Origin of the sequence: Acinetobacter populi (genome assembly GCF_002174125.1) — a bacterium.
Lineage (GTDB): Bacteria > Pseudomonadota > Gammaproteobacteria > Pseudomonadales > Moraxellaceae > Acinetobacter > Acinetobacter populi.
In genome coordinates this window covers 190,169-210,014 of record NZ_NEXX01000002.1, presented here as the reverse complement: position 1 = coordinate 210,014, position 19,846 = coordinate 190,169, and the positions used below count along the sequence as shown (strand labels likewise).

General features: G+C 37.1%; 17 protein-coding genes. 9 read left to right on the top strand and 8 right to left on the bottom strand.

Going from position 1 to position 19,846, the window contains the following annotated elements; translation table 11 throughout:
- Positions 1–116 precede the first annotated feature (116 nt).
- Both CAP51_RS07170 and CAP51_RS07165 read right to left on the bottom strand, forming a co-directional pair.
- On the bottom strand, positions 117–503 hold the full coding sequence (locus CAP51_RS07170; RefSeq protein WP_087620070.1) for a carboxymuconolactone decarboxylase family protein: 387 nt from the start codon (positions 501–503) through the stop codon (positions 117–119).
- Positions 490–1,713 carry an MFS transporter gene (locus CAP51_RS07165; RefSeq protein WP_213062680.1) on the bottom strand — a complete coding sequence of 408 codons (1,224 nt, stop codon included), beginning with the start codon at positions 1,711–1,713 and terminating at the stop codon, positions 490–492. Before CAP51_RS07165 ends, CAP51_RS07170 begins: the two co-directional genes overlap by 14 nt.
- A gap of 292 nt (positions 1,714–2,005) precedes the next feature.
- On the opposite strand from CAP51_RS07165, the gene CAP51_RS07160 reads away from it, so the two are divergent.
- Together CAP51_RS07160 and CAP51_RS07155 are read left to right on the top strand one after the other, a co-directional pair.
- Positions 2,006–2,923, top strand: a complete 918-nt coding sequence (locus tag CAP51_RS07160; RefSeq protein WP_087620069.1) for a LysR family transcriptional regulator — start codon at positions 2,006–2,008, stop codon at positions 2,921–2,923.
- Between the two features lie 284 nt (positions 2,924–3,207).
- Entirely contained in the window at positions 3,208–3,861 is a 654-nt protein-coding gene (locus tag CAP51_RS07155) for an IS1595 family transposase (RefSeq protein WP_087620424.1), read from the top strand.
- 50 nt (positions 3,862–3,911) lie between these two features.
- On the opposite strand, the gene CAP51_RS07150 is transcribed toward CAP51_RS07155, so the two are convergent.
- Positions 3,912–4,907, bottom strand: coding sequence for an aldo/keto reductase (locus tag CAP51_RS07150; RefSeq protein ID WP_087620068.1), 996 nt, complete (start codon positions 4,905–4,907; stop codon positions 3,912–3,914).
- Positions 4,908–5,100: 193 nt separating this feature from the next.
- Between CAP51_RS07150 and CAP51_RS07145 the strand changes: the two genes are divergently transcribed.
- On the top strand, positions 5,101–5,901 hold the full coding sequence (locus CAP51_RS07145) for a TIGR01458 family HAD-type hydrolase (protein WP_213062679.1): 801 nt from the start codon (positions 5,101–5,103) through the stop codon (positions 5,899–5,901).
- A 26-nt stretch (positions 5,902–5,927) separates the two neighbouring features.
- Here the strand turns inward: CAP51_RS07145 and thiM are convergent, their stop codons facing one another.
- Positions 5,928–6,770 carry a hydroxyethylthiazole kinase gene (thiM, locus tag CAP51_RS07140; protein ID WP_087620067.1) on the bottom strand — a complete coding sequence of 281 codons (843 nt, stop codon included), beginning with the start codon at positions 6,768–6,770 and terminating at the stop codon, positions 5,928–5,930.
- A 17-nt stretch (positions 6,771–6,787) separates the two neighbouring features.
- Positions 6,788–7,963: a hypothetical protein gene (locus tag CAP51_RS07135; RefSeq protein WP_087620066.1), complete on the bottom strand. Its 1,176-nt coding sequence runs from the start codon at positions 7,961–7,963 to the stop codon at positions 6,788–6,790.
- 200 nt (positions 7,964–8,163) lie between these two features.
- Between CAP51_RS07135 and pepN the strand changes: the two genes are divergently transcribed.
- The 4 genes from pepN (at position 8,164) to CAP51_RS07110 (ending at position 12,758) form a co-directional block, all read left to right on the top strand.
- Positions 8,164–10,773: an aminopeptidase N gene (pepN, locus tag CAP51_RS07130; protein ID WP_087620065.1), complete on the top strand. Its 2,610-nt coding sequence runs from the start codon at positions 8,164–8,166 to the stop codon at positions 10,771–10,773.
- A 108-nt stretch (positions 10,774–10,881) separates the two neighbouring features.
- Positions 10,882–11,262 (top strand): hypothetical protein, encoded by a 381-nt coding sequence (locus CAP51_RS07125; RefSeq protein WP_087620064.1) that lies wholly within the window; start codon positions 10,882–10,884, stop codon positions 11,260–11,262.
- A gap of 653 nt (positions 11,263–11,915) precedes the next feature.
- Positions 11,916–12,278 carry a hypothetical protein gene (locus tag CAP51_RS07115; RefSeq protein ID WP_140404409.1) on the top strand — a complete coding sequence of 121 codons (363 nt, stop codon included), beginning with the start codon at positions 11,916–11,918 and terminating at the stop codon, positions 12,276–12,278.
- Positions 12,279–12,401: 123 nt separating this feature from the next.
- Complete coding sequence (locus CAP51_RS07110) at positions 12,402–12,758, top strand: DUF1304 domain-containing protein (protein ID WP_087620061.1); 357 nt, start codon at positions 12,402–12,404, stop codon at positions 12,756–12,758.
- Positions 12,759–12,983: 225 nt separating this feature from the next.
- Here the strand turns inward: CAP51_RS07110 and CAP51_RS07105 are convergent, their stop codons facing one another.
- The 3 genes from CAP51_RS07105 to CAP51_RS07095 all read right to left on the bottom strand — a co-directional run bounded on the left by CAP51_RS07105 (position 12,984) and on the right by CAP51_RS07095 (position 17,385).
- The gene (locus tag CAP51_RS07105) at positions 12,984–13,994 is read right to left on the bottom strand and encodes a formamidase (RefSeq protein ID WP_087620060.1); all 1,011 of its coding nucleotides are present in this window, start codon (positions 13,992–13,994) and stop codon (positions 12,984–12,986) included.
- A gap of 252 nt (positions 13,995–14,246) precedes the next feature.
- Positions 14,247–15,080 (bottom strand): EF-hand domain-containing protein, encoded by an 834-nt coding sequence (locus tag CAP51_RS07100; protein WP_245809098.1) that lies wholly within the window; start codon positions 15,078–15,080, stop codon positions 14,247–14,249.
- 31 nt (positions 15,081–15,111) lie between these two features.
- The gene (locus CAP51_RS07095) at positions 15,112–17,385 is read right to left on the bottom strand and encodes a TonB-dependent hemoglobin/transferrin/lactoferrin family receptor (protein WP_087620059.1); all 2,274 of its coding nucleotides are present in this window, start codon (positions 17,383–17,385) and stop codon (positions 15,112–15,114) included.
- A gap of 383 nt (positions 17,386–17,768) precedes the next feature.
- Here CAP51_RS07095 and CAP51_RS07090 point away from each other — a divergent pair, with 383 nt between their 5' ends.
- Both CAP51_RS07090 and CAP51_RS07085 read left to right on the top strand, forming a co-directional pair.
- Positions 17,769–19,211, top strand: coding sequence for a glycosyltransferase family 2 protein (locus tag CAP51_RS07090; RefSeq protein WP_171294752.1), 1,443 nt, complete (start codon positions 17,769–17,771; stop codon positions 19,209–19,211).
- Between the two features lie 83 nt (positions 19,212–19,294).
- Positions 19,295–19,825: a YaeQ family protein gene (locus tag CAP51_RS07085; protein ID WP_087620057.1), complete on the top strand. Its 531-nt coding sequence runs from the start codon at positions 19,295–19,297 to the stop codon at positions 19,823–19,825.
- Positions 19,826–19,846 lie beyond the last annotated feature (21 nt).

The following is a 19,846-nucleotide window of genomic DNA, read 5'->3' as shown; positions in this document are numbered from 1 at the left end:
TTTTGATTCAAAAATTACAGTTTAAATTATTTAATTTATAACGCCCAAGATCCCGATATTATTATATTGGGATCTATTGAATTAAACGGGGATCAACTTCATACAGCAAAGCTAAACTAGCTAAGTTTTGTTTGCTGTAAAGCAGCTTTATAAGCTGTAATGCCATTCATACATGCTGGAACGCCAGCATAAATTGCCATTTGTATTACAATTTCTAGTAATTCCTTTGGCGTAACGCCTACATTTAATGCAGCTCTCATATGTAATTCAAGCTGGGGTTTTGTATTCCCAAGAGAAATTAAAGATGCAACTGTTAACATTTCTCTGGTTTTTAGATCCAGACCAGGACGTCCTATTACAGCACCAAAAGCATAATCAGTAATCAGTTTTGCAAGCCCCTCATCTAATTCACCTAAGCTTTTTGTAACTCTTTCTGCAAGTCCATCTTCTAACTTATCCATAATGTCTTGACCATGTTGTGTTAATTCATCAATTTGTTTCATAAGTTTTGTCCATACGAATATTTGGGTTATTTGCCGAGGCAGGAATAAGGTTTACCAATAAGATAGATAGCCCAATGATGATACTTGCACTAATATATAAAGTAGAAAGTGTATAATTTGAAACGATCCATGCCCCTAACGTTGCGCCTAGTCCAATTGCAATATTAAAAAAAGATACGTATAGAGAAGATGCGGGAAATACATCGTCTCCCGATAACTTTAAAACCCATGTTTGAAAACCTACAAATATCCCTGAAATAGCTAATCCCCAAATGGTTACCAAAGAGAAAATAGCAATTTGTGTAAAACTATTTTGATTCAGGCCAATAAAAATAAATACAACGCAAATTAATATTATGGAAAGTGAAACGGTTAATTTAAGATGTTTATCAATAACCACACCTGTAATAAAATTACCAAATAGTCCAGCTAAACCGAAAGCAAATAATATGAATGGTATGAGTTCTATATGAAGATTTGACTGTGTTTGTAGCCAAGGCTCTATGTAAGTAAATGCAGCAAAATGGGCTGTGATGGTCAAGAGAGTTGCAGCATAAATTTTCCATAATGTCCCAGATTTAAGAACTTTCTTTAAAGCATCAAATCCTATAGTACTGTTAGACGTAATTTGAGGAATTAAAATCAAAATACCAGTGAATGAAATGATGCTTAAACCAGACATAAACCAAAAAGCATCCCTCCATCCTAAAGTAATTCCTATATAATTTGAAAGAGGAACACCAAATACACTCGCCGCAGATACGCCCCCAAAGACTATTGATGTTGCTATTCCTATATATTTAGTTGGTACAATTGCCACAGCTGTAGCACCGATCATTGCCCAAAATGATCCATGTGCCAAAGCACCAATAACTCTGGCGATTAATAAAATAGTATAAGAATCAACCAAAGCAGTCATCATATTGGAGCAAAATAAAATTATGGTTAGAATGAGCAAAAGTCGTTTCTTTGCAACATTACCTAAGAATATTGATGCTAACAATGCACTGAATGCTCCAACCCAGGCATAAAGTGAGACTGTCATTCCAATTTCAGATTCTGAAACAAGTAGACCCTTCGCCATAGGTGTTAACAGTCCTACAGGAGCTAATTCTGTTGTTACGATAGTAAATGTCGATATGGCAAGAATAATTAAAGCCAGCCATGATTTAATCGTCATTACGGTTTGAGATATATTGGGGGATTTCATATAGATGACCTGTTATTTAAAAAGCGCTGCTAAAATCAATTAATTTAATTTCAGAGATATTTACTTTTAGATAGACACTGGAAATTAAAATATACTTAGATGACATAAAAAGCTCCGGTGGTTATTGATTATTTAAAAATAAATTTAACAGTAATTTTCAGAAGTGGAATTTTTAAATGTGTAATTCAATATTAGTATCACCAACTGTGCTATAGGAAGTTTTACAGAACATCATTTCTAATATATAGTTTTAGAGTAGATCAAATTTAAGTAAAATTGGTGAGAAAAAATAATGTTGTTTCCTCAAAAGAAAATAAGCAGAAATTTGCCAACAATCAAACAATTACAATGTTTTTTGGTCGTGTCGGAAGAACTCAATTTCAGGAAAGCGGCTGAACGATTAAATATGACTCAACCACCTTTGACAAGGCAGATAAAAGGTCTAGAAGATCTTCTAGGACAGGAATTATTCATCCGGAATACCCATGAGGTTTATTTAACAAATGCTGGGCACATATTAGTGCGGAAAGTTAAATATATTCTTAAAAAAATTGATCTATTAGTAGAAGATGTTTTTATTGATAAAAAACAAATACGTATTGGATATACTCGGACTTTGAATTTTGAAAATATTCCTGAAATATATGATAAAATAAAAGAACTTGATATTTCAGAGGATTTATTAAGCCAGAATTTTACATCGAATCAACTATTAGATAGTTTAATAAAAAATAATCTAGATATCGTTTTAATAGGGGAAAGAAATTTTTTAAAAGAGAGAGATATATTATTTAAATGGCTTTATCAAGAACCATTGTTAGTTGTATTACCAGCACATCATCCTGCAAGTATAAATGAAAAGATTTGTTTAGAAGATATTTCAGATTTACCTCTTTATTGGTTTTCTAGGAATGCTAATGCAGCCTTTTATGATAAATGTGAAGAATATTTTTATAAATTAACATTTGATTTAAAGAGGATAAAGGAACCAGATGATTCATTAGTCATGTTGGGAAGAATTTCAAGAGGAAAAGGTTTTGCATTGATGCCTCAATCTCTTTGTAATTTCTTCCAGGAAGGTCTTTGCTATCGAAGTTTAACCGATGATGCTTCTAAAATTCTAAATATTGATGTTTATGCAGCAATTAAAATTGATGAAAATAGAGAAAATATTCTTTCTACATTAGATTTTTTGATCAATAAAAAATAGTTTTATTTAAAATAATGGAATATACTTTATTTGGCTTTAATGTGATGAAAGATAATAAATTTATCTAAGTAAAAGTTCAGATATAATATAGCTAATTAAGACTGATGTATATAGTATAAATATTATTTAAAAATTATTCATAAGTAGTCATTTGTTTAACTAAAGTTTATTAATTTTACTTTAAAATAATTTGATTTAATGGTGCATTAGTTAAATCAAATTATAGTTTTGATGTAAAAAAAATTAGGGGCTGTACTAGATTAGCATTATGTTAATCTATGGAAATGAAACTAACTAATTGTAAATTAAGTAAGAAAGTACAGCTTAAATTACTTGAATTTTTTGTGCTAGAAGTAACAGCACGTGCAGCAGCAGATTTGCTGGAAATACATCCTAATTCTGCTGCTCTCTTTTATACCAAAATTCGTAAAATCATCTCTTATTATTTAGAGCAAGAGACTCTTGAAATACTTGATGGTGAGATTGAACTGGACGAAAGCTATTTTGGTGGTACACGCAAAGGGAAGCGAGGTAGAGGTGCAGCAGGTAAGGTTATCGTATTTGGACTACTAAAGCGAAATGGCAAGGTCTATACCGTTATTGTTCCAGATACCAAATCAAGCACCTTACTGCCTGTAATTTCAAAGAAAATTACGCCTGACAGTATTGTTTATACAGACCATTGGCATAGTTATAACGCCTTGGATGTTGCAGGTTTTTGTCATTACAGAATTAACCATTCAAATCAGTTTGCCAATGGGCATAATCACATCAATGGCATTGAGAACTTCTGGAATCAGGCGAAGAGAACACTTAGAAAATACAATGGAATTCCTAAAGATTCTTTTTACTTGTTTATTAAGGAATGTGAGTTTAGATTTAACTATGGGAGCCCAAAGCAGCAACTCAAAATTTTACGTCTTTGGACTGGAATTTAAATCTTATCTAGTACAGCCCCAAAAATTAATAATAGGTTTGTAATATCTAATTAAACATTAATTCCTTTCATTCCTTCAGAGTTATAACGATGACCTCTAACATTAAAATTAAATTTGCTATCATTTAAAATATTTAAATCATGTTTATCAAGTCGTAAGTCTGCTGCTTTACTATTTTCTATAAGATATTCTATGTTTTTAGTTCCCGGTATAGGAATGATTTTATGATATTTCGCCAAAAGCCAGGCAAGTGAAATTTGCCCAATTGTAGCCTCGTACTTTGTTGCTATAGGCGTTAAAATATTTAATATTTCGCGATTATGTTCCAAATTTTCTTGTAAAAATCTTTCATTATTTTTTCTAAAATCAGAAGGACTAAAATCACTATTATTAATATACTTTCCTGTTAAAAAACCACGACCTAAAGGTGAATAAGGGATAAAACTTATGTCAAGTTCCTCAACTGTGGGTAGGATTTCATCCTCAACATCTCTAGTCCATAATGAATACTCAGTTTGTAATGCTGTTACTGGAAAAATAGAATGTGCTTTACGCAATGTAGGAGCAGATACTTCACATAGTCCTACATAATGAATTTTTCCCTGTTTAACAAGGTTTGCTAAACAATCCATGCTTTCTTCAATTATATTATTATCAACTCTATGTAAATAAAATAAATCTATACGTTCAACTCCTAATCTTTGTAAAGATTCATTACAGCATTGGGTTATATATTCTGGATGATTATTTATTGAACGAGAGTAGTTTCCTTTTTGAATACGATCAATTCCACATTTAGTCGCTATGGTAAATTTTTGACGATCAGATTTATTTAAATTTGCTAAAAAATATCCTATAAGGCGCTCATTATGTCCATCTCCATATATATTAGCTGTATCAATGAATGTAATATCTAGATCAAGTAATTTATTTAATACTTCCAAAGATTTATTATCATCTACTTCTCCATAAAACTCACTAAGCCCCATTGCGCCAAAACCCATAGAACTCACTTGTAAGTTGTTTGATAATTGTCGTATATGCATGTTCTGCTCCTTTAGCTATTACATTATTTTTTCATAGATAATTTTTTTTGGAATTCTAACTTTTGTAATGCATAAAAAGTATCATTAATAATAGATTTGTAAAAATAATCACACATTTCGTTATAAATAAATACTTGTAAAAAAATCATTAAAATTACTAAGATAGGGTTTGTTGATCAATCGGGGTAAGACAATGATGCATTTACCTGTCCAATTAAAACTTTTTATCTTTGATATCGATGGCACCTTACATGTAGATGGTCAGGAAATTGCCGGTGCAAGGGCATTGATACAGACCTTACGTGATCAAAATTATGCCATTCGTTTTATGACCAATACCACGACCAAGAGTCAGGCTATGTTGGTTGAACAGCTTGAAAACGTGGGGATTCAGGTTGAGCAAAACGAGATTTTGAGTGCATCTGAAGCCAGCCGTACATATTTGCGTGATGAACAAACCAATCTAGGACGAAAAATTAAAATCTGGACCGTGGTTTCCGAAAATATTCAGGCAGATTTTTCCGAGTTTGAACAAGATCAACAACACCCTGATTTTGTTGTGATTGGTGATATTGGTAATGGCTGGAATATTGATTTACTTAACCGGATTTTTAATTGTTTAAATCAAGGGGCAAAGTTAATTGCGTTGCATAAAAATAAATTCTGGCAAACACGAGAAGGTTTGAAAGTCGATATTGGACTATTTGTGGCCGGTCTTGAATATGTATCAAATCAAACTGCTTTGATTATGGGTAAGCCAACAATCGCTTTTTTCCAGCAAGTATTGGCCTCGGCAGAGTGTTCCGCACATCAGGCAATTTTGATTGGTGATGATATCGATAGTGATGTGGGTGGTGCACAGCGACTGGAGATTTTTGCCGCTTTGGTAAAAACAGGGAAATATCGTGCAAGTTATCATGCCGAATCCAAAATTCAGCCTGATCTGGTATTGGAAAGTGTGGCCGAATTAGCGCAATATTTACCTGAGAAATAACGCATCTTACAAGTTATTGATCACAATCAGAATGAATTTAACTGGTTATGCTTTAGATCAATGTGCTTTAGATCAATATGGTTAAAATCTTCAGGTCTAAGTTGATCTAAGGCATCTAAAAAAGCCACCTGAAAAGAACCAATCCCGTGTGTTTGTTCAGCAGCATTTTGGGCCGCCAGCGCAAAATGACAATGTGCAGCGATGGCAGCCAAGGCACTGGATTGACTCACCGCATGATAGGCTGCACATACCGCACCCAGAGCGCAGCCCATGGCAGTCACTTTGGGCTGTAACACACTCCCGCCTGTAATGGCAATGATGCCAAATTCTTGGCTTAGGATATAATCCGTCGCTCCCGAAATCGCAATACAAGGACTGCTATTTAATAAGGATTGTGCATGTTGCAGTACCTGATCGGATTGTAATGTGCTGTCAACACCTTTGGCTGAACTTTGATTTCCTGCCAATGCTGCAATTTCCGAAGCATTACCACGAATAATATGTGGCTGAAAGGTGAGTAAATCATCAACTGTTTCACTACGCCAGTTTAAAATAGCGCCATATCCCACAGGATCAAGTATCCAAGGAGTGCCTGCGGTATTTGCACCTTTGACTGCTTTAAACATGGCTTGAGTTTGTTCAGTAGTTGGTGTGCCGGTATTAATGCTTAATGCACCTGCAATCTGTGCAAATTGTTCTGCTTCAAAGGGATTATCAATCATGGCAGGTGAGGCACCAATCGCAAGCAGCACATTGGCAGCAAAGTTACTGGCCACACTATTGGTAATACAATGTACCAGTGGCTGTTGATCTTGTAGTTTTTGCCATAAATCCTGTATCTGTTGAATGATATCGGTCTTGTTATACATTTATTTTGCCTCTTGCGTTATTTAATAAAATAATGATCCTGTTGTTTGCATCTTAAACAACTAAACGATACATATTCCTGTGTACTATATTCAATGACCAGTTCTTTACTGCCACAGTGAATACAATGTCGTTCGGTAAAGAAACGTAATCTTGGCAAAATATCCTGCCAGCATTTCCAGATCGGTTGTTTAAAAGCTTTATCTTCAAATTTTAATAAACGATCAATAAAAATATAACTCATTTGGCTGTACGGCATATCATGAGGGCGTGCCAGATTTGAGGTTTCCCAGTGCTCCTGTTCGCCACGTTCACGATATTGCATCAGGGTTTTGCGCAAGCGGTTGGTATTGACAAAATTTTGATTGGAAGCTTCCAGTAATTGTTTATCGTGTAAATAGTTAAGCGCTTTATCTGCTAGGAAGAAAATCTGTGTGACTGCCAGATCGTTTAATAATTGTTTGCAATAATCAATAAACTGCTGATTACCATAAAACTGGATTTGCCATTTCTGGCAACGATGCTGGCAAAAATTTAAAATCTCATGAGAGAGCAGAATCAATAGTGTTTCCTTAACTTCTTCACTGTCCTTATAAGGCACACCTTGAGTAAAATCCTGATAAAACCATGCACGTAATTGCTGGGTGATGCTGAGTAAACTTGGTTCGCGATAGCCATGTAGCCTGAGATTGGTAAAATATTTTTCACTGCCTTGTTGCTGTGAAAGCAAATAATAATGTTTGATAAAATGTTGCTTTAAGAATTTAAATAATTGATAACTCGGTGCAATCTGTAGCGGATAATAATGCTCAAAATTAATAAATTCATCATGTGGATGTTGTTCATCGACAATACCGTCAAGCAGACTAAGCAGAAATAACTTGTCGATCAGGCTTAAACTGTCTAGCAAAAATTCGACATTATCCTGTTGTTCACGTTTTTTTTGCCATTCTTCCTTGCGTTCACTAAAACGGGTTTGCTGAATCTGTTTTTTTCGGCTTTTTAAGCAGGCATCACAATGGCATTGCTGCGCTTGTTCACCATAAAAAATACAGTGTTCACAATGGCTGCATTGATGAAAATTAAGCGCCTGCTGATAAAATTCGCCTTCCACCCAATACATTGCTGCTTTACAGACCGGACAAAGCTGGCTAGCATCCAATTGTTTCTGATAAATTTGGGTTAGTTCGGGCATGGGGTTGATTTCATCCTTTTTCTCCCACTAGTGTAACTTAAAAGCGAAGATTTTGGATATTGTTGTCGTGAGATTGGCATAAGCCTTGTATGTTATTGCAAAGTATGTAAAAGCTTTCACAGCTTTTAATGCACATTCACCTTTAAAAGCTGTATCCTTGACCCTATCTTAATAGGGTTATCAAATAATAAGGAATGATGATGAATATTGCTGTCAATGCGCCAAGTGTACCCGAAACTGTATACTTAAAAGATTACACACCGCCTGCTTTTGCAGTGGACAGTATTGCACTGGATATTCGTGTGTTTGATGATCACACGATCGTCAGTAGTAAACTTGAAGTACAACGGCAGCATGCAGGTGATTTGATCCTGTTGGGGCGAGATCTGGAATTAAAATCGATTCGTGTCAATGGACAGCCTTTAAGTGAAGAGCAATACCAATTAGACAGTGAACAACTGCTCGTCAAAAATGCACCTGATCATGCGGTTATAGAAATAGAAGTCATCATTCATCCAGAAAGTAATACCCAGTTAGAAGGTTTATATCTGGCGGGCAAGGATTTATTTGTTACACAGAATGAGCCGGAAGGTTTCCGAAAAATCACTTTTTATCCTGATCGTCCAGATGTGTTATCGGTGTTTACAACACGGGTTGAAGCCGATAAAAAATTTCCGGTGCTACTAGCCAATGGTAACTTACTGGAAACTGGTGAAGCAGGTGAGGGACGTCATTATGCGTTGTGGCAGGATCCGACCAAAAAACCAAGTTATTTATTTGCCTGTGTGATTGGTGATCTGGAAGTTTTAAGAGATCGCTATACCACCATTGAAGGGCGAGAAGTGGCACTTGAGATTTATGCTGAAGCCAAAGATATTGAAAAATGTCAGATTGCCATGCAGGCCTTAAAAGATTCCATGAAATGGGACGAAGAGCATTATGGCCGTCCTTATGATCTTGATAATTATATGATCGTGGCCACCAGTGCCTTTAATATGGGGGCGATGGAAAATAAAGGTTTAAATATTTTTAATACCTCTTGTGTGCTTGCCGATCCGGAAGTGACCACAGATGCAGCCATCATGCGGGTACAGTCGGTAATTGCCCATGAATATTTCCATAACTGGACTGGAAACCGCATCACTTGTCGTGACTGGTTTCAACTTTGTTTGAAAGAAGGTTTAACCGTATTCCGTGATCAATCATTTTCAGAAGATTTACAATCGGCTGCGGTACAGCGTATTGACGATGTTGCGGTATTAAAATCACATCAATTCCCAGAAGATGCAGGTCCACTTTCGCATCCGGCACGACCAGATCATTTTGTGGAAATTAATAACTTTTATACTGCAACTGTCTATGAAAAAGGGGCAGAAATTTCCCGCATGATGGCAACTTTACTGGGTAAAGAAAAATTCCGTCAAGGGACTGATGAATATTTCCGTCGTCATGATGGGCAAGCGGTGACTGTAGAAGATTGGGTCGCGGCTTTAAGTGCGGGTTCAGGCGTGGATTTATCTGCATTTTTAACATGGTATAACCAGCCGGGTACACCTGTGCTGGATGTTCAGGCGGATTATGATGTTGCTGCACAAACCTATACCTTACAGTTAAAACAAAGTGTAAAGCCACATGCCAAATATCCTGATTTAAAAGCCGTGCCGATCCCTGTGGCATTGGCATTGTTTGATGCAGAGACTGGCGAACAATTGACATTAGAGTGTGAGGATCTGTTCCAGAATCAGGTTAAAGATGGTGTTTATCTGTTTGAACAGGACAGTGCAAGCATCACCTTTAAGCATGTGAGTCGTAAACCAGTATTGTCACTGCTACGTAATTTCTCTGCACCAGTTAATTTAAACTTTGCCTATAGTGATGAAGAACTTGCCTTTTTGTTACAACATGAAAGTAATGGTTTTAACCAGTGGCAGGCAACACAAACTTTGCTGGAACGGGTGTTATTGCAAGATCACCCGGTTGATATCTATCTTCACGCAATTCAAAAAACTGTAGTGGAATTGGTCAATACTGATCCTTTGCTGGCATCACGATTACTGGATGTTCCTAGTGAAAGCTATTTAGCCAGTCGTATTGATGTGGACTATCGTCCGGTAGCAATTGAAGAAAAACGTGAAGCTGTACTGAATGCTGTGGCAAAACATTTGGGCGATTTCTGGAAAAATAGTTATCAAACCCTTGATCCAGATGCCCAATCTGATTTTAGTCAGGCGATGGGTGTGCGTTCACTACGTAATATCGCCCTAAGCATGCTTGCACGGGTTGGGGATACACAGGTATTTGATCTGGCTGATGCACAATATCACAATACCCTGAATATGACTGAGCGTTTGGGTGCATTACGTGTATTGGTCTGGAATGATGCACCACAAGCACAACAGGTTTTACAGGATTTTTATGATCGCTTTAAAGATGAAGCCTTGGCCATTGACCAATGGTTTATGATTCAGGCAGCGCATCCCCATGCAGATCAAGCCTTGATTGAAGGTCTGACCTCTCATCCAGATTATGATTTGGGTACGCCAAACCGTATTCGTGCGGTGACAGGTGGCTTATCCTCTCGTCCTGTAAATTTATGGGGTGAAGTTGGGGTTAATCATTTTGTACATTTAACCAAACTGATGGATGGCAAAAATCCGATTGTGGGTTCCCGTATGATTCAGGCTTTGTCACGTTGGTACACCTTGGCAGAACCACAACGTACCGAAGTAAAAGCACGTCTTTTGGATTTACAGGCACAAGTGACATCTAAAAATGTTGTGGAAACCATTAACAGAATGCTAAGCGTATAATTGCAAAAAATTTTAAAGCCTGCATGAAAATGTGGGCTTTTTATTTGTTTTAGATTCCATATTTGAGTATTATTCTGATTTAATTGAAATTTTATAAGAAGTTCAAAAGTGAATTTGAATTACTACATCAAGAATACAATAACCTCATTTCTTGGCCTTTGCATTTTAGCAACGATTGTTAACTATGTTATTTTTGACCCTACACAACAGCAATTGGAGCATATTGGAACGATTATCGGTGTTATTGTAATATTTTTAGGAATAATGGGCATTGGTTATATAAATGCTAAAAGTGCGCCAGAGAATAAGGTTAAACAACATCTCTTTTTACATTTAGCCTTAATCATTTTTTTGTTTTCTACAGATTTAATTTTTGGACAGTCTGGTTTTATTGTCGATATTTTAAGAAATATGAGTTATTTTATCGCATTAGAATTAGGTTCATATCTTTATTTCAAAAGAAATCGCCAAAAATTATTGCTGAATTAATAGGGCAGTCTATTAAAGACATTAGAATATGAACTCTAAATAACAGAGCACAAATTCAGTTCTTTAATTTATATCACTTAAAATCTAGGTAATTACACCTATAATTGAAATGTTTTTTAAGTTTTTAGGATCGTATTTGATTTTAACCTTTTGACCTACACAATATCGATGAATTTCATTTTTGCTTAGAAAAATTTTAATATTATCCGTATTTACTTCCTGTGTAGCCGTGTGAAATTTCAGCTTTACATAGAACATTGCGCGATATTGAACTTTGATCAGTGAATCCAGGAAATAGGTAATTTCTGCTGTGGTAACGATACCTCTTCTATACAGGAAAAATTTATAAACCCATCCTTTTAGTGCCACTTTCCACCAAAAATAGGCAAGAAACAATGTAAACCATAGCGCAAATATGATGAATAAGAGTTTGGAAATTGTCATGGGATGCAGTTGTTATATATAACCAGTGATGAGTATATGATAATGATTTAAATCAACCCGTTAATATTTGCAATTGCGATTGGAAAAAGGTGAAGTGGTTTTTAACAGAACTTACTATTATAATTTTATCGGGCAAGAGTGATGACTCGGCTGCTTAAAAAACTCATATATAAATTCTCATGATTGTGTTCAATTGACAAGGAATGATGATGACTTATATTGTTTGTATAATGATTGTCCTCGCCATTATATATTTTGGCTGGTTGAAATCTTCTCGCAGACAGCAGAGAAAAGCCAGATTGCAAAGATTGCGACAACAATCTGTTCGGGATCGTGAGCATCAATCCGTGCAGGATGCCAAACGTCAATCTTTTCAGGATATTGTATCTTCAAGTCCCTATATCAATACATTTGAGCAAAGTGATTCTAATACTCGTCATTCAGGTGAGGGTGGCGCATTTGGTGGCAGTGGTGCTTCTAGTTCATGGGATAGTACATCATTTTCCGATTCTTCCGGTTCCGATGGTGGTGGAGATAGCGGAGGTGGTGATGGTGGTGGTTCAAGCGATTAAAATGCGGTCTATACTATGGCCACTTGCGTTATTATTGCATCTTGTTAAAGTAGTGACTTGTACAGAATAATGTTGCAAAAAATATATCTATTAATTTGAATGCACACATCAAAAGGACATAAAATGTTTGCAAAAATACTGATATTGATCATTGCCTTACTTCATATTTATATTCTGATTCTGGAAATGTTCCTATGGGATAAACCCGCTGGCCGAAAAGCTTTTGGTCATAGTGCTGAACAGGCGAAAGCAAGCAAAACATTGGCTCAAAATATGGGTTTATACAATGGCTTTTTGGCTGCTGGATTGTTCTGGTCATTAGTTGCTGGACCGATTCTTTCTTTTTCGGTGGCGAACTTCTTTTTAGCATGTGTATTTATCGCCGGTGTATATGGCGGTGTAACAGCAAATCGGAAAATTATTTTTATTCAGGCTGTACCTGCGTTGCTTGCATTAATTTTATTGAATGTTGGGTTTTAACTGCGAAGTTGAGGTCATGATTAGATTGTGATGAATAAACCTAGATTATTGGATGTATTTGGTTTTAGGAAATCTTAGATCAGCTTATGTATTATTAATTGAACAAAATAACATGGCGAGTCGTTAATCCATTAATATTGATTTTAAAACAAAAACCTCTCATCCAACATCATTTCTGATGCGATACAGAGAGGGATTTGTTTTGTCGTAGCGCTATGCTAAAAATTATTTTTTCGGCATAGGTCCAAGTTTTACGCCATCCGGATAATATTTCCAGCCATCACGAATTTTGATTTTGTCATCCCAAGGCAATTTATACTGTCCTTTGGCCAAATCTTCCACCCAAGTCAGGTAGTTGGCTGTTTCACCGCCAGGTTTTCCGACATAAGCACGGCAACCCAGATTGAAAATATTATTTTCAAGTGCCCAGTTCTCACGCGCCTGATCCACCAAACGTGGGAAAAGTTCTGCGGTCACAATTTCCCAAGGGTTACGATGACCTTGCTGAATGACATTACCATCATAATTGCAAATGGTACCTTCACCGAAGTAATAGAATACATTGTCATAACCTGCGAGATTGACAGAGACAGTGTACATTAGGTTTTGCCAAGCATTGGTTCTATTGGTCCAGATCCATTGATCGTTGACTTGTGTAGAATAGCCGGAAATCCGAATATAGACATTACATCCTTTATATGCTGCTTCACGGGCCAATTCCGGGAACATGCCGTCATGACAGATACATACCGCTAGTTTTGAACCTTTTGGTCCATCACATACCGGCATGCCGTAATTGCCAGGAGACCACGGTTCAATCGGTACCCATGGCTGTAATTTGCGGTAATGTAATGCAATTTCCCCCAGATTATTGACAATAATGGCTGTGTTATAAGGGGCTTTGCTCGGATCTTCATTTTTTTCCATCAAGGAAAATACTGCCCATACATCATTTTTCTTACAGGCATCTTTGAATTGCTGAATTTCCGGGCTTTCGATGGTTAATAGCATTTCATCATAGGTCCAGATTGCCGTATTTAGGCCCTGAGTTGAATATTCTGGAAATACAATTAAGTCGAGATCTGGATAGCCTGCCTTGGTATTGGCCAGTGCTGTACAAATCCTGTCAACTTGCACTTGTATATCTTCAGGTCCCTTGATCACAGGTACTGGATATTGGATTGCTGCAACAAGTAGGGCTTCTTCTGAAGCACTTACACTTCCGGTACTCGCCATGAGAATTCTCCTGTTTTTGGTCTACACTTTTGAAATAAGGTGCGTTATTTACCTATGCAGTTAAACTCTCATTTTTCTATTATTTTGATAATACGTAATATGACTTATATGGGTGAAAATTTAGTCTTATTATTTTTTAGTTATTTCAAAGTATTGAGTGATGATATCGTCTAAAAAATGCAAAAAACTACCCCAAAATGATTTCAGGGCAGTATGTTCGTGGGAAAAATTTAAAATTGACCAGAACTAGATTTACAGCTCATTTGCCTCAAGACGACCATTTTTATTGGCATCAAAATGCTTGAACAATAGTTTTGCATAGGCATCTACATCTTTATTGCTGATGGTTGCTTTATTATTTGCAATGGCCTTGAATTGTTCGGCGAAAATAGTTTGATATTCTGCTTTTGCTTTTTGCAGATTTTCATCATAGCGTTGCATGAACTCTGTGACATATTCCTGTTCAGATAAAGTCAGATCGTGGTTTGCATCGGTATGGAAATATTGCTGATCGCGTTCTTTTAGATAATCACCCAAAGTCACAAAACCTTTATCACCACCATACATTTGAATAAATTCGACAATACTATTTGCCATTGGCATAGCCAAAGGTGTAGTAATGCGTAAACCATCATGCGTTCCTTGGGCAACAGGTGCAAGTTTCTGGTCTTCGGCATTGATAATCCCATCCTGATTTTTATCAAATCCATTGAAAGTTTTTAAACCAGTTTCCTGAAACTCCTTCAGTGTGATTTTGTCATCTTTATCCTGATTAATCACACCAAAACGTACATGCGCCTGCTTTAAAGACATTTCACGACGTTTCTCAATAATCGATTGTAACCGGGCATTTTCAAATGCTAGATACTGTTGTAAATCAACTTTGCTATGTTGTTGAAATAATGGCTGATAATCTGTAACGAAGCTTTTAACAAAAGTGGCTTGGGTGCTGTCTTTGAGGTCGCTATGATTTAAGCTATAGATGCCCAGACTTTGTTTATAAAGATCAGGCTGTGGTGCGGCTGCAAAACTTACAGTACTCGATAAAAACAAAGCCATAAGTACTGAGAGAGGACGTTTTTTCATATCAAATGTTCCAGAAATTCAATAAGGAGGTTTAAAATTTAAATTCAAGACTTGCAACAACATTACGGCCTGGCTCAGCAGCTCGATCAATTAATGTTGCTTGATCAGTACCCGATCCTATCAGTGTACCGACACTTGCATAGTTCCAATAGGTTTTATCAAACATATTGTTAAATGCCACATTCAGCTTGGTATATTTATTAATATTCCAATAGCCCGATAAATCAAAAATTGTATAATCTGCTACAGGCTGATAATTTGCAACATCATTACTACCCTGATAGCTTGTTGCGTCGTTTGAAGCGGTTTTACTTGCCACTGACGTTGCGGTAAGGCCCAATCCAAAAACTTTGTTTGGATCATCATAAGCAAAAGTTAAACTGGCTTTGGCAGGCTGAATAGAATTGATGCCTGTTTTTGTGCCGTCTGAACTTTTTGCAGAGCCGTTTGTTGCGCCTGCCACCAATCCAAGACTAAATCCATCTGAATGGGCAATAAATTTGCCGAGATCAATTCGTGTGGATATTTCACCGCCCCAAATAGAAGCATCTGCAATATTTTCAGCAATATAGCATTGGGAGTAAGTCGAAATATTGGTTAGAGCAGTACATTTTTCGAGGGTTGTATATTGTTGATAATCTATAAAATCATTGTATTTGGTATAGAACGCTGAAATATCAAACTTGATACCATCAATTGAGGTATTTTTTAACCCAATTTCAAATGCATTACTGCTTTCTTTTTTAAGATTAGTATTTCCGGATAAATAATAAGATGCGGAAGGTGTGGTTTGAAAATAACCGCCAATTTCCGTTGCAGTTGGAATTCGGGTGCCACGCGTGTATTTTGCATAAGTATAATTATCAGGTGTTAATTGATAACTCAGCGATAAAGCGGGCGACAGGTAACTGAAATCCTTTTTGGCAACATCCAGTGAATCGGAATTAGAAGGTTTATATTCTTGACGTTCTGCACGAAGGGCAGGCGTGACAACCAGTTCTCTATTAAATAGATCAAAGCTCATGGCATCTGAAAGATAAAGAGCATAGCGATTGACTTTGGCGTCAGACATATAGGCGCCTTGATACAAGCTGGAACTCAGTGATCCATCTCTTAAATCAGCTCGGGTACTTGAATATTTTTTCTGGTCGGCAGTTAAACCATATTTAATATGATGTTGAGCTAAGATTTTGCTTGCATCCAGTTTGAGGCCGGTATTTTTTTCCTGATATGTATTGGTAAAATCACGAACTACTGCGGTATTACGGCTGACCATGGTATATATAGTTTGAGCATCATTGTTGGATACTTGATACCAGAGTTTAGTGTTTAATTGATCAAATAGCGCAAAATGATCAGGTTTGAAAATATAATCCAATGCAAATTGCTTTCGTTCGATATCTTGATGTTGGGTGCCATCTTCATAGGTGGCTAATGCACTATTAACTGTACCATCCAACCCGGATACATCAGATTGTTTTTGGTAATAATCAAAGGTAAACCCCAATTGATTCTGCGCGTTGATATTCCATAACAGGCGAGTGAGAACAGCATCGGAATCCCAGTCCATAGGAAAAGCTTTGGTTTTGGAATTCGGTTCTGTTTCATGTCCATCACGATGCGCATAGGCGACCAAACCTTTTACAGTGTCATTGCCAACCGCTCCAGTGACAGAGCCAAACCATGAATTATTGGCAGAGCTATAACCGGATTTCACTGTGCCGGCTACGGTTTTGCCATCAATCAGATAATCATCAGGAGATTTGGTTTTAAAGGAAACTCGACCCCCGATCCCATCCGCAGAAACATTGGTAGTGCCTGATTCAATATTCACTGAATTGAACATTTCAGGTTCAATATAATCTCGTCCTGCAGCAGTTTGACGCATACTTGCACCCGTTGTCACGGCAATGGTTGCATCTGCAATGTCTACACCATCGACATCCAGACCAACCCGATTCCCTTCGATACCGCGGATATTATAACTACTGGTACCTGATCCAGCATAAAAAGTACTGCTTCCGTTTGTGGAGAAGGGTGCATTGACTAACGGTAGATATTTGACAATGCTCGCCATATCAGTCGCACCAGTTTTATCCAGATTTTCTCTATTGATTGTGGCAATGGAAGCAGGCGTATTGTCCTCTTTTTCTGCATAAACGGTAATAACAGGCAAACTCGTATAGGATTTTTCCTCTTCAGCATTAGCTAAGCTGGGGAAAGCACATAATGCAGTGATACATAAACTAAGGTAGTTAAGCTGCGCAGTTTTTAAGGGCTGGCGTTGAGGGTGAAATTCACGCATAGAAAAACTCAGAATAAAAATAAATAAAGCAGATCTACCAACTTCTCTATCATGACAATGTAATATAAACTTACAAAAATAGAGACAAAATGATATTAATTGATAATGATAATCAACATGTCTATTATTTTCTATAACTTTGTGGAGAAATACATGTATTTCCACTAAAAATGTTGTTAATAAATTTCAATATGTATTTTTATGTAACTATTAGTTAACTTATGTAATTATTTTAGCTGGTGAAGCCTATATTTTATCCAAAAAAGTACTCATTCAGGTAGGTTGATCAATTCGTTGATGAGTCAAAAACATATCTTTCATTGATGGCATTTTCCGATTTTGCAACAATGTAATTCATTTAATCATCTGCGGCGATGAATGTTATGTCATCTCTTTCGTCATCTCCCAATCGTTCTACTGGTGCTGAATTACTCTCAAAATTTGTCATGCTGACATGTCTCGTGGTATTTATTGCCAGTGTGATTTCGGGGTTTTTATTTGAAAATGTCTGGGCATGGACAGCAGGGTTGATTTATCTGGCATATGATACTTGGTTGCTATTGTTCATGTTGTTTCAGACCTTTAATTTACGTTCAAAAATCTTGTTGCCATTACCTAATTTACTGGTCAATCAGGGCAGTCAACATCGAGGAATCGATGTTGATAAAAATTTAAGCATCAGTGTGATTATTCCCTCTCGTAATGAAAGTCTGATTTTACCTAACTGTTTAGACGCATTATTTTTACAGACCTATCCGCCAGCACAGATTTTAATTGTGGATGATGGCTCAACCGACAATAGTCCACAACTTTTACAGCAAAATTATGGCATTGCCAATCAGTCGGGTTTGGTTTGTTCAGCTCGATATAGCAATTTAACGGTGCTAAGACTCGGACATCAGGGCAAAGCCCGTGCTTTAAATTCGGCACTGGATTATATCGACTCGGATATTGTGGTGACTTTAGATGCTGATACTGTCATTTCACCCGATGCTTTACAGGCTTTTGTCAGTGAATTTAAGCAGAATCCAGATTTGGTCGCAGCGGGCGGCGTACTTCAACCAGTTTGTCGGCAGAATAAATCAGGTCGTTTATTTGATCTGTTTTTTCAGTTTTTCCAGAAATTTGAATATATCTTTTCTTTTTTATCCCGTGCGGCTTGGCAAAAGTCCAATGCCTTGTTATTGGTCTCCGGTGCATTTGCCGCTTACCGCTGTGACATGTTAAAAACTTTAAATGGTTTTGATCCACAGAGTATGGTGGAAGATTATGAGCTTAACCATCGGATTTATCGCTATGCCTATCAACATCAGCTGAATTGGACTGTAGGCGTGGTCGGTCAAGCCTATGGTATTACCGATGCGCCGAACGGATTCAAATCTTTTTTTCATCAGCGACGTCGCTGGTTCGCGGGTTTTCTGGAAACCCAATATAATAATCTGGACATGATGGCAAATAATAAATTTGGCAGGGTTGGTCGCTTAATGCTGCCGATTAAAATGCTGGATACAGTACAACCTTTTTTTGCTGTTGCTGCGATTTGTATTCTACTCATGCTTGTGATCCAGCAAAGCCCTGCGGTCTATACGGTTTTAATGATTATTGCGGCGAAAATTGCGCTGGATTTGTGTTTTCATTTATGGGGCATTTACGTTTATCAGCGCTGGACCAATATTAAAATGACTTGGCATGTCATTCCTCAAATGATCTTTGCCACCATAGCAGCACCTTTTAGCTTTCAGATTGTCAAAGTATTGGGTGCATGTCTGGGCTGGTGGATTTTTATCAGAAAACAGAAAAACTGGTTGCCGCAACGGGAAATTTGAAATCATCTTAAAAATTTTCTGTACAGCCGTATAGAATCCGCTATGCTAGGCGCAAATTTCAGGATCGACTGTGTGTTAAACGTATGGCATTAAAAGCAACAATCTATAAAGCAGAACTTAATATTGCCAATATGGATACCCATCAATATGGTGATTATCAACTGACTATGGCATTGCATCCCTCAGAAACCATTGAACGTCTAATGGTACGGATTTTGGCATTTGCCCGTTATGCCGATGATGCGCTGGAATTTACCAAAGATTTATTTGAAACAGATGAGCCCGCTTTATGGCAAAAAGACTTAACCGGGCAGTTGGAAAAATGGATTGAAGTTGGTTGCCCTGACGAAGATAAAGTCAAAAAAGCCAGCGCGCGTTGCTCGCAGGTTGCTGTAATTGCATATGGCGCTGCTGTGGCAGAATGGTATAAACGGAGTAGTAAACTCAAAACCTTAAAAAATGTTGAAGTGTGGCAATTGTCCGAAGCTACGACCACTGCGATACAAGCCCTTTGCGAACGTACCATGCAATTACAGCTTAATGTCATGGACGGGGAATGGACCTTGATTGGTGAACATGGACAAGCTGAAATTGAGTGGGTGAAATTGCAATAACAGAGCGTAAGGAAAGTATGG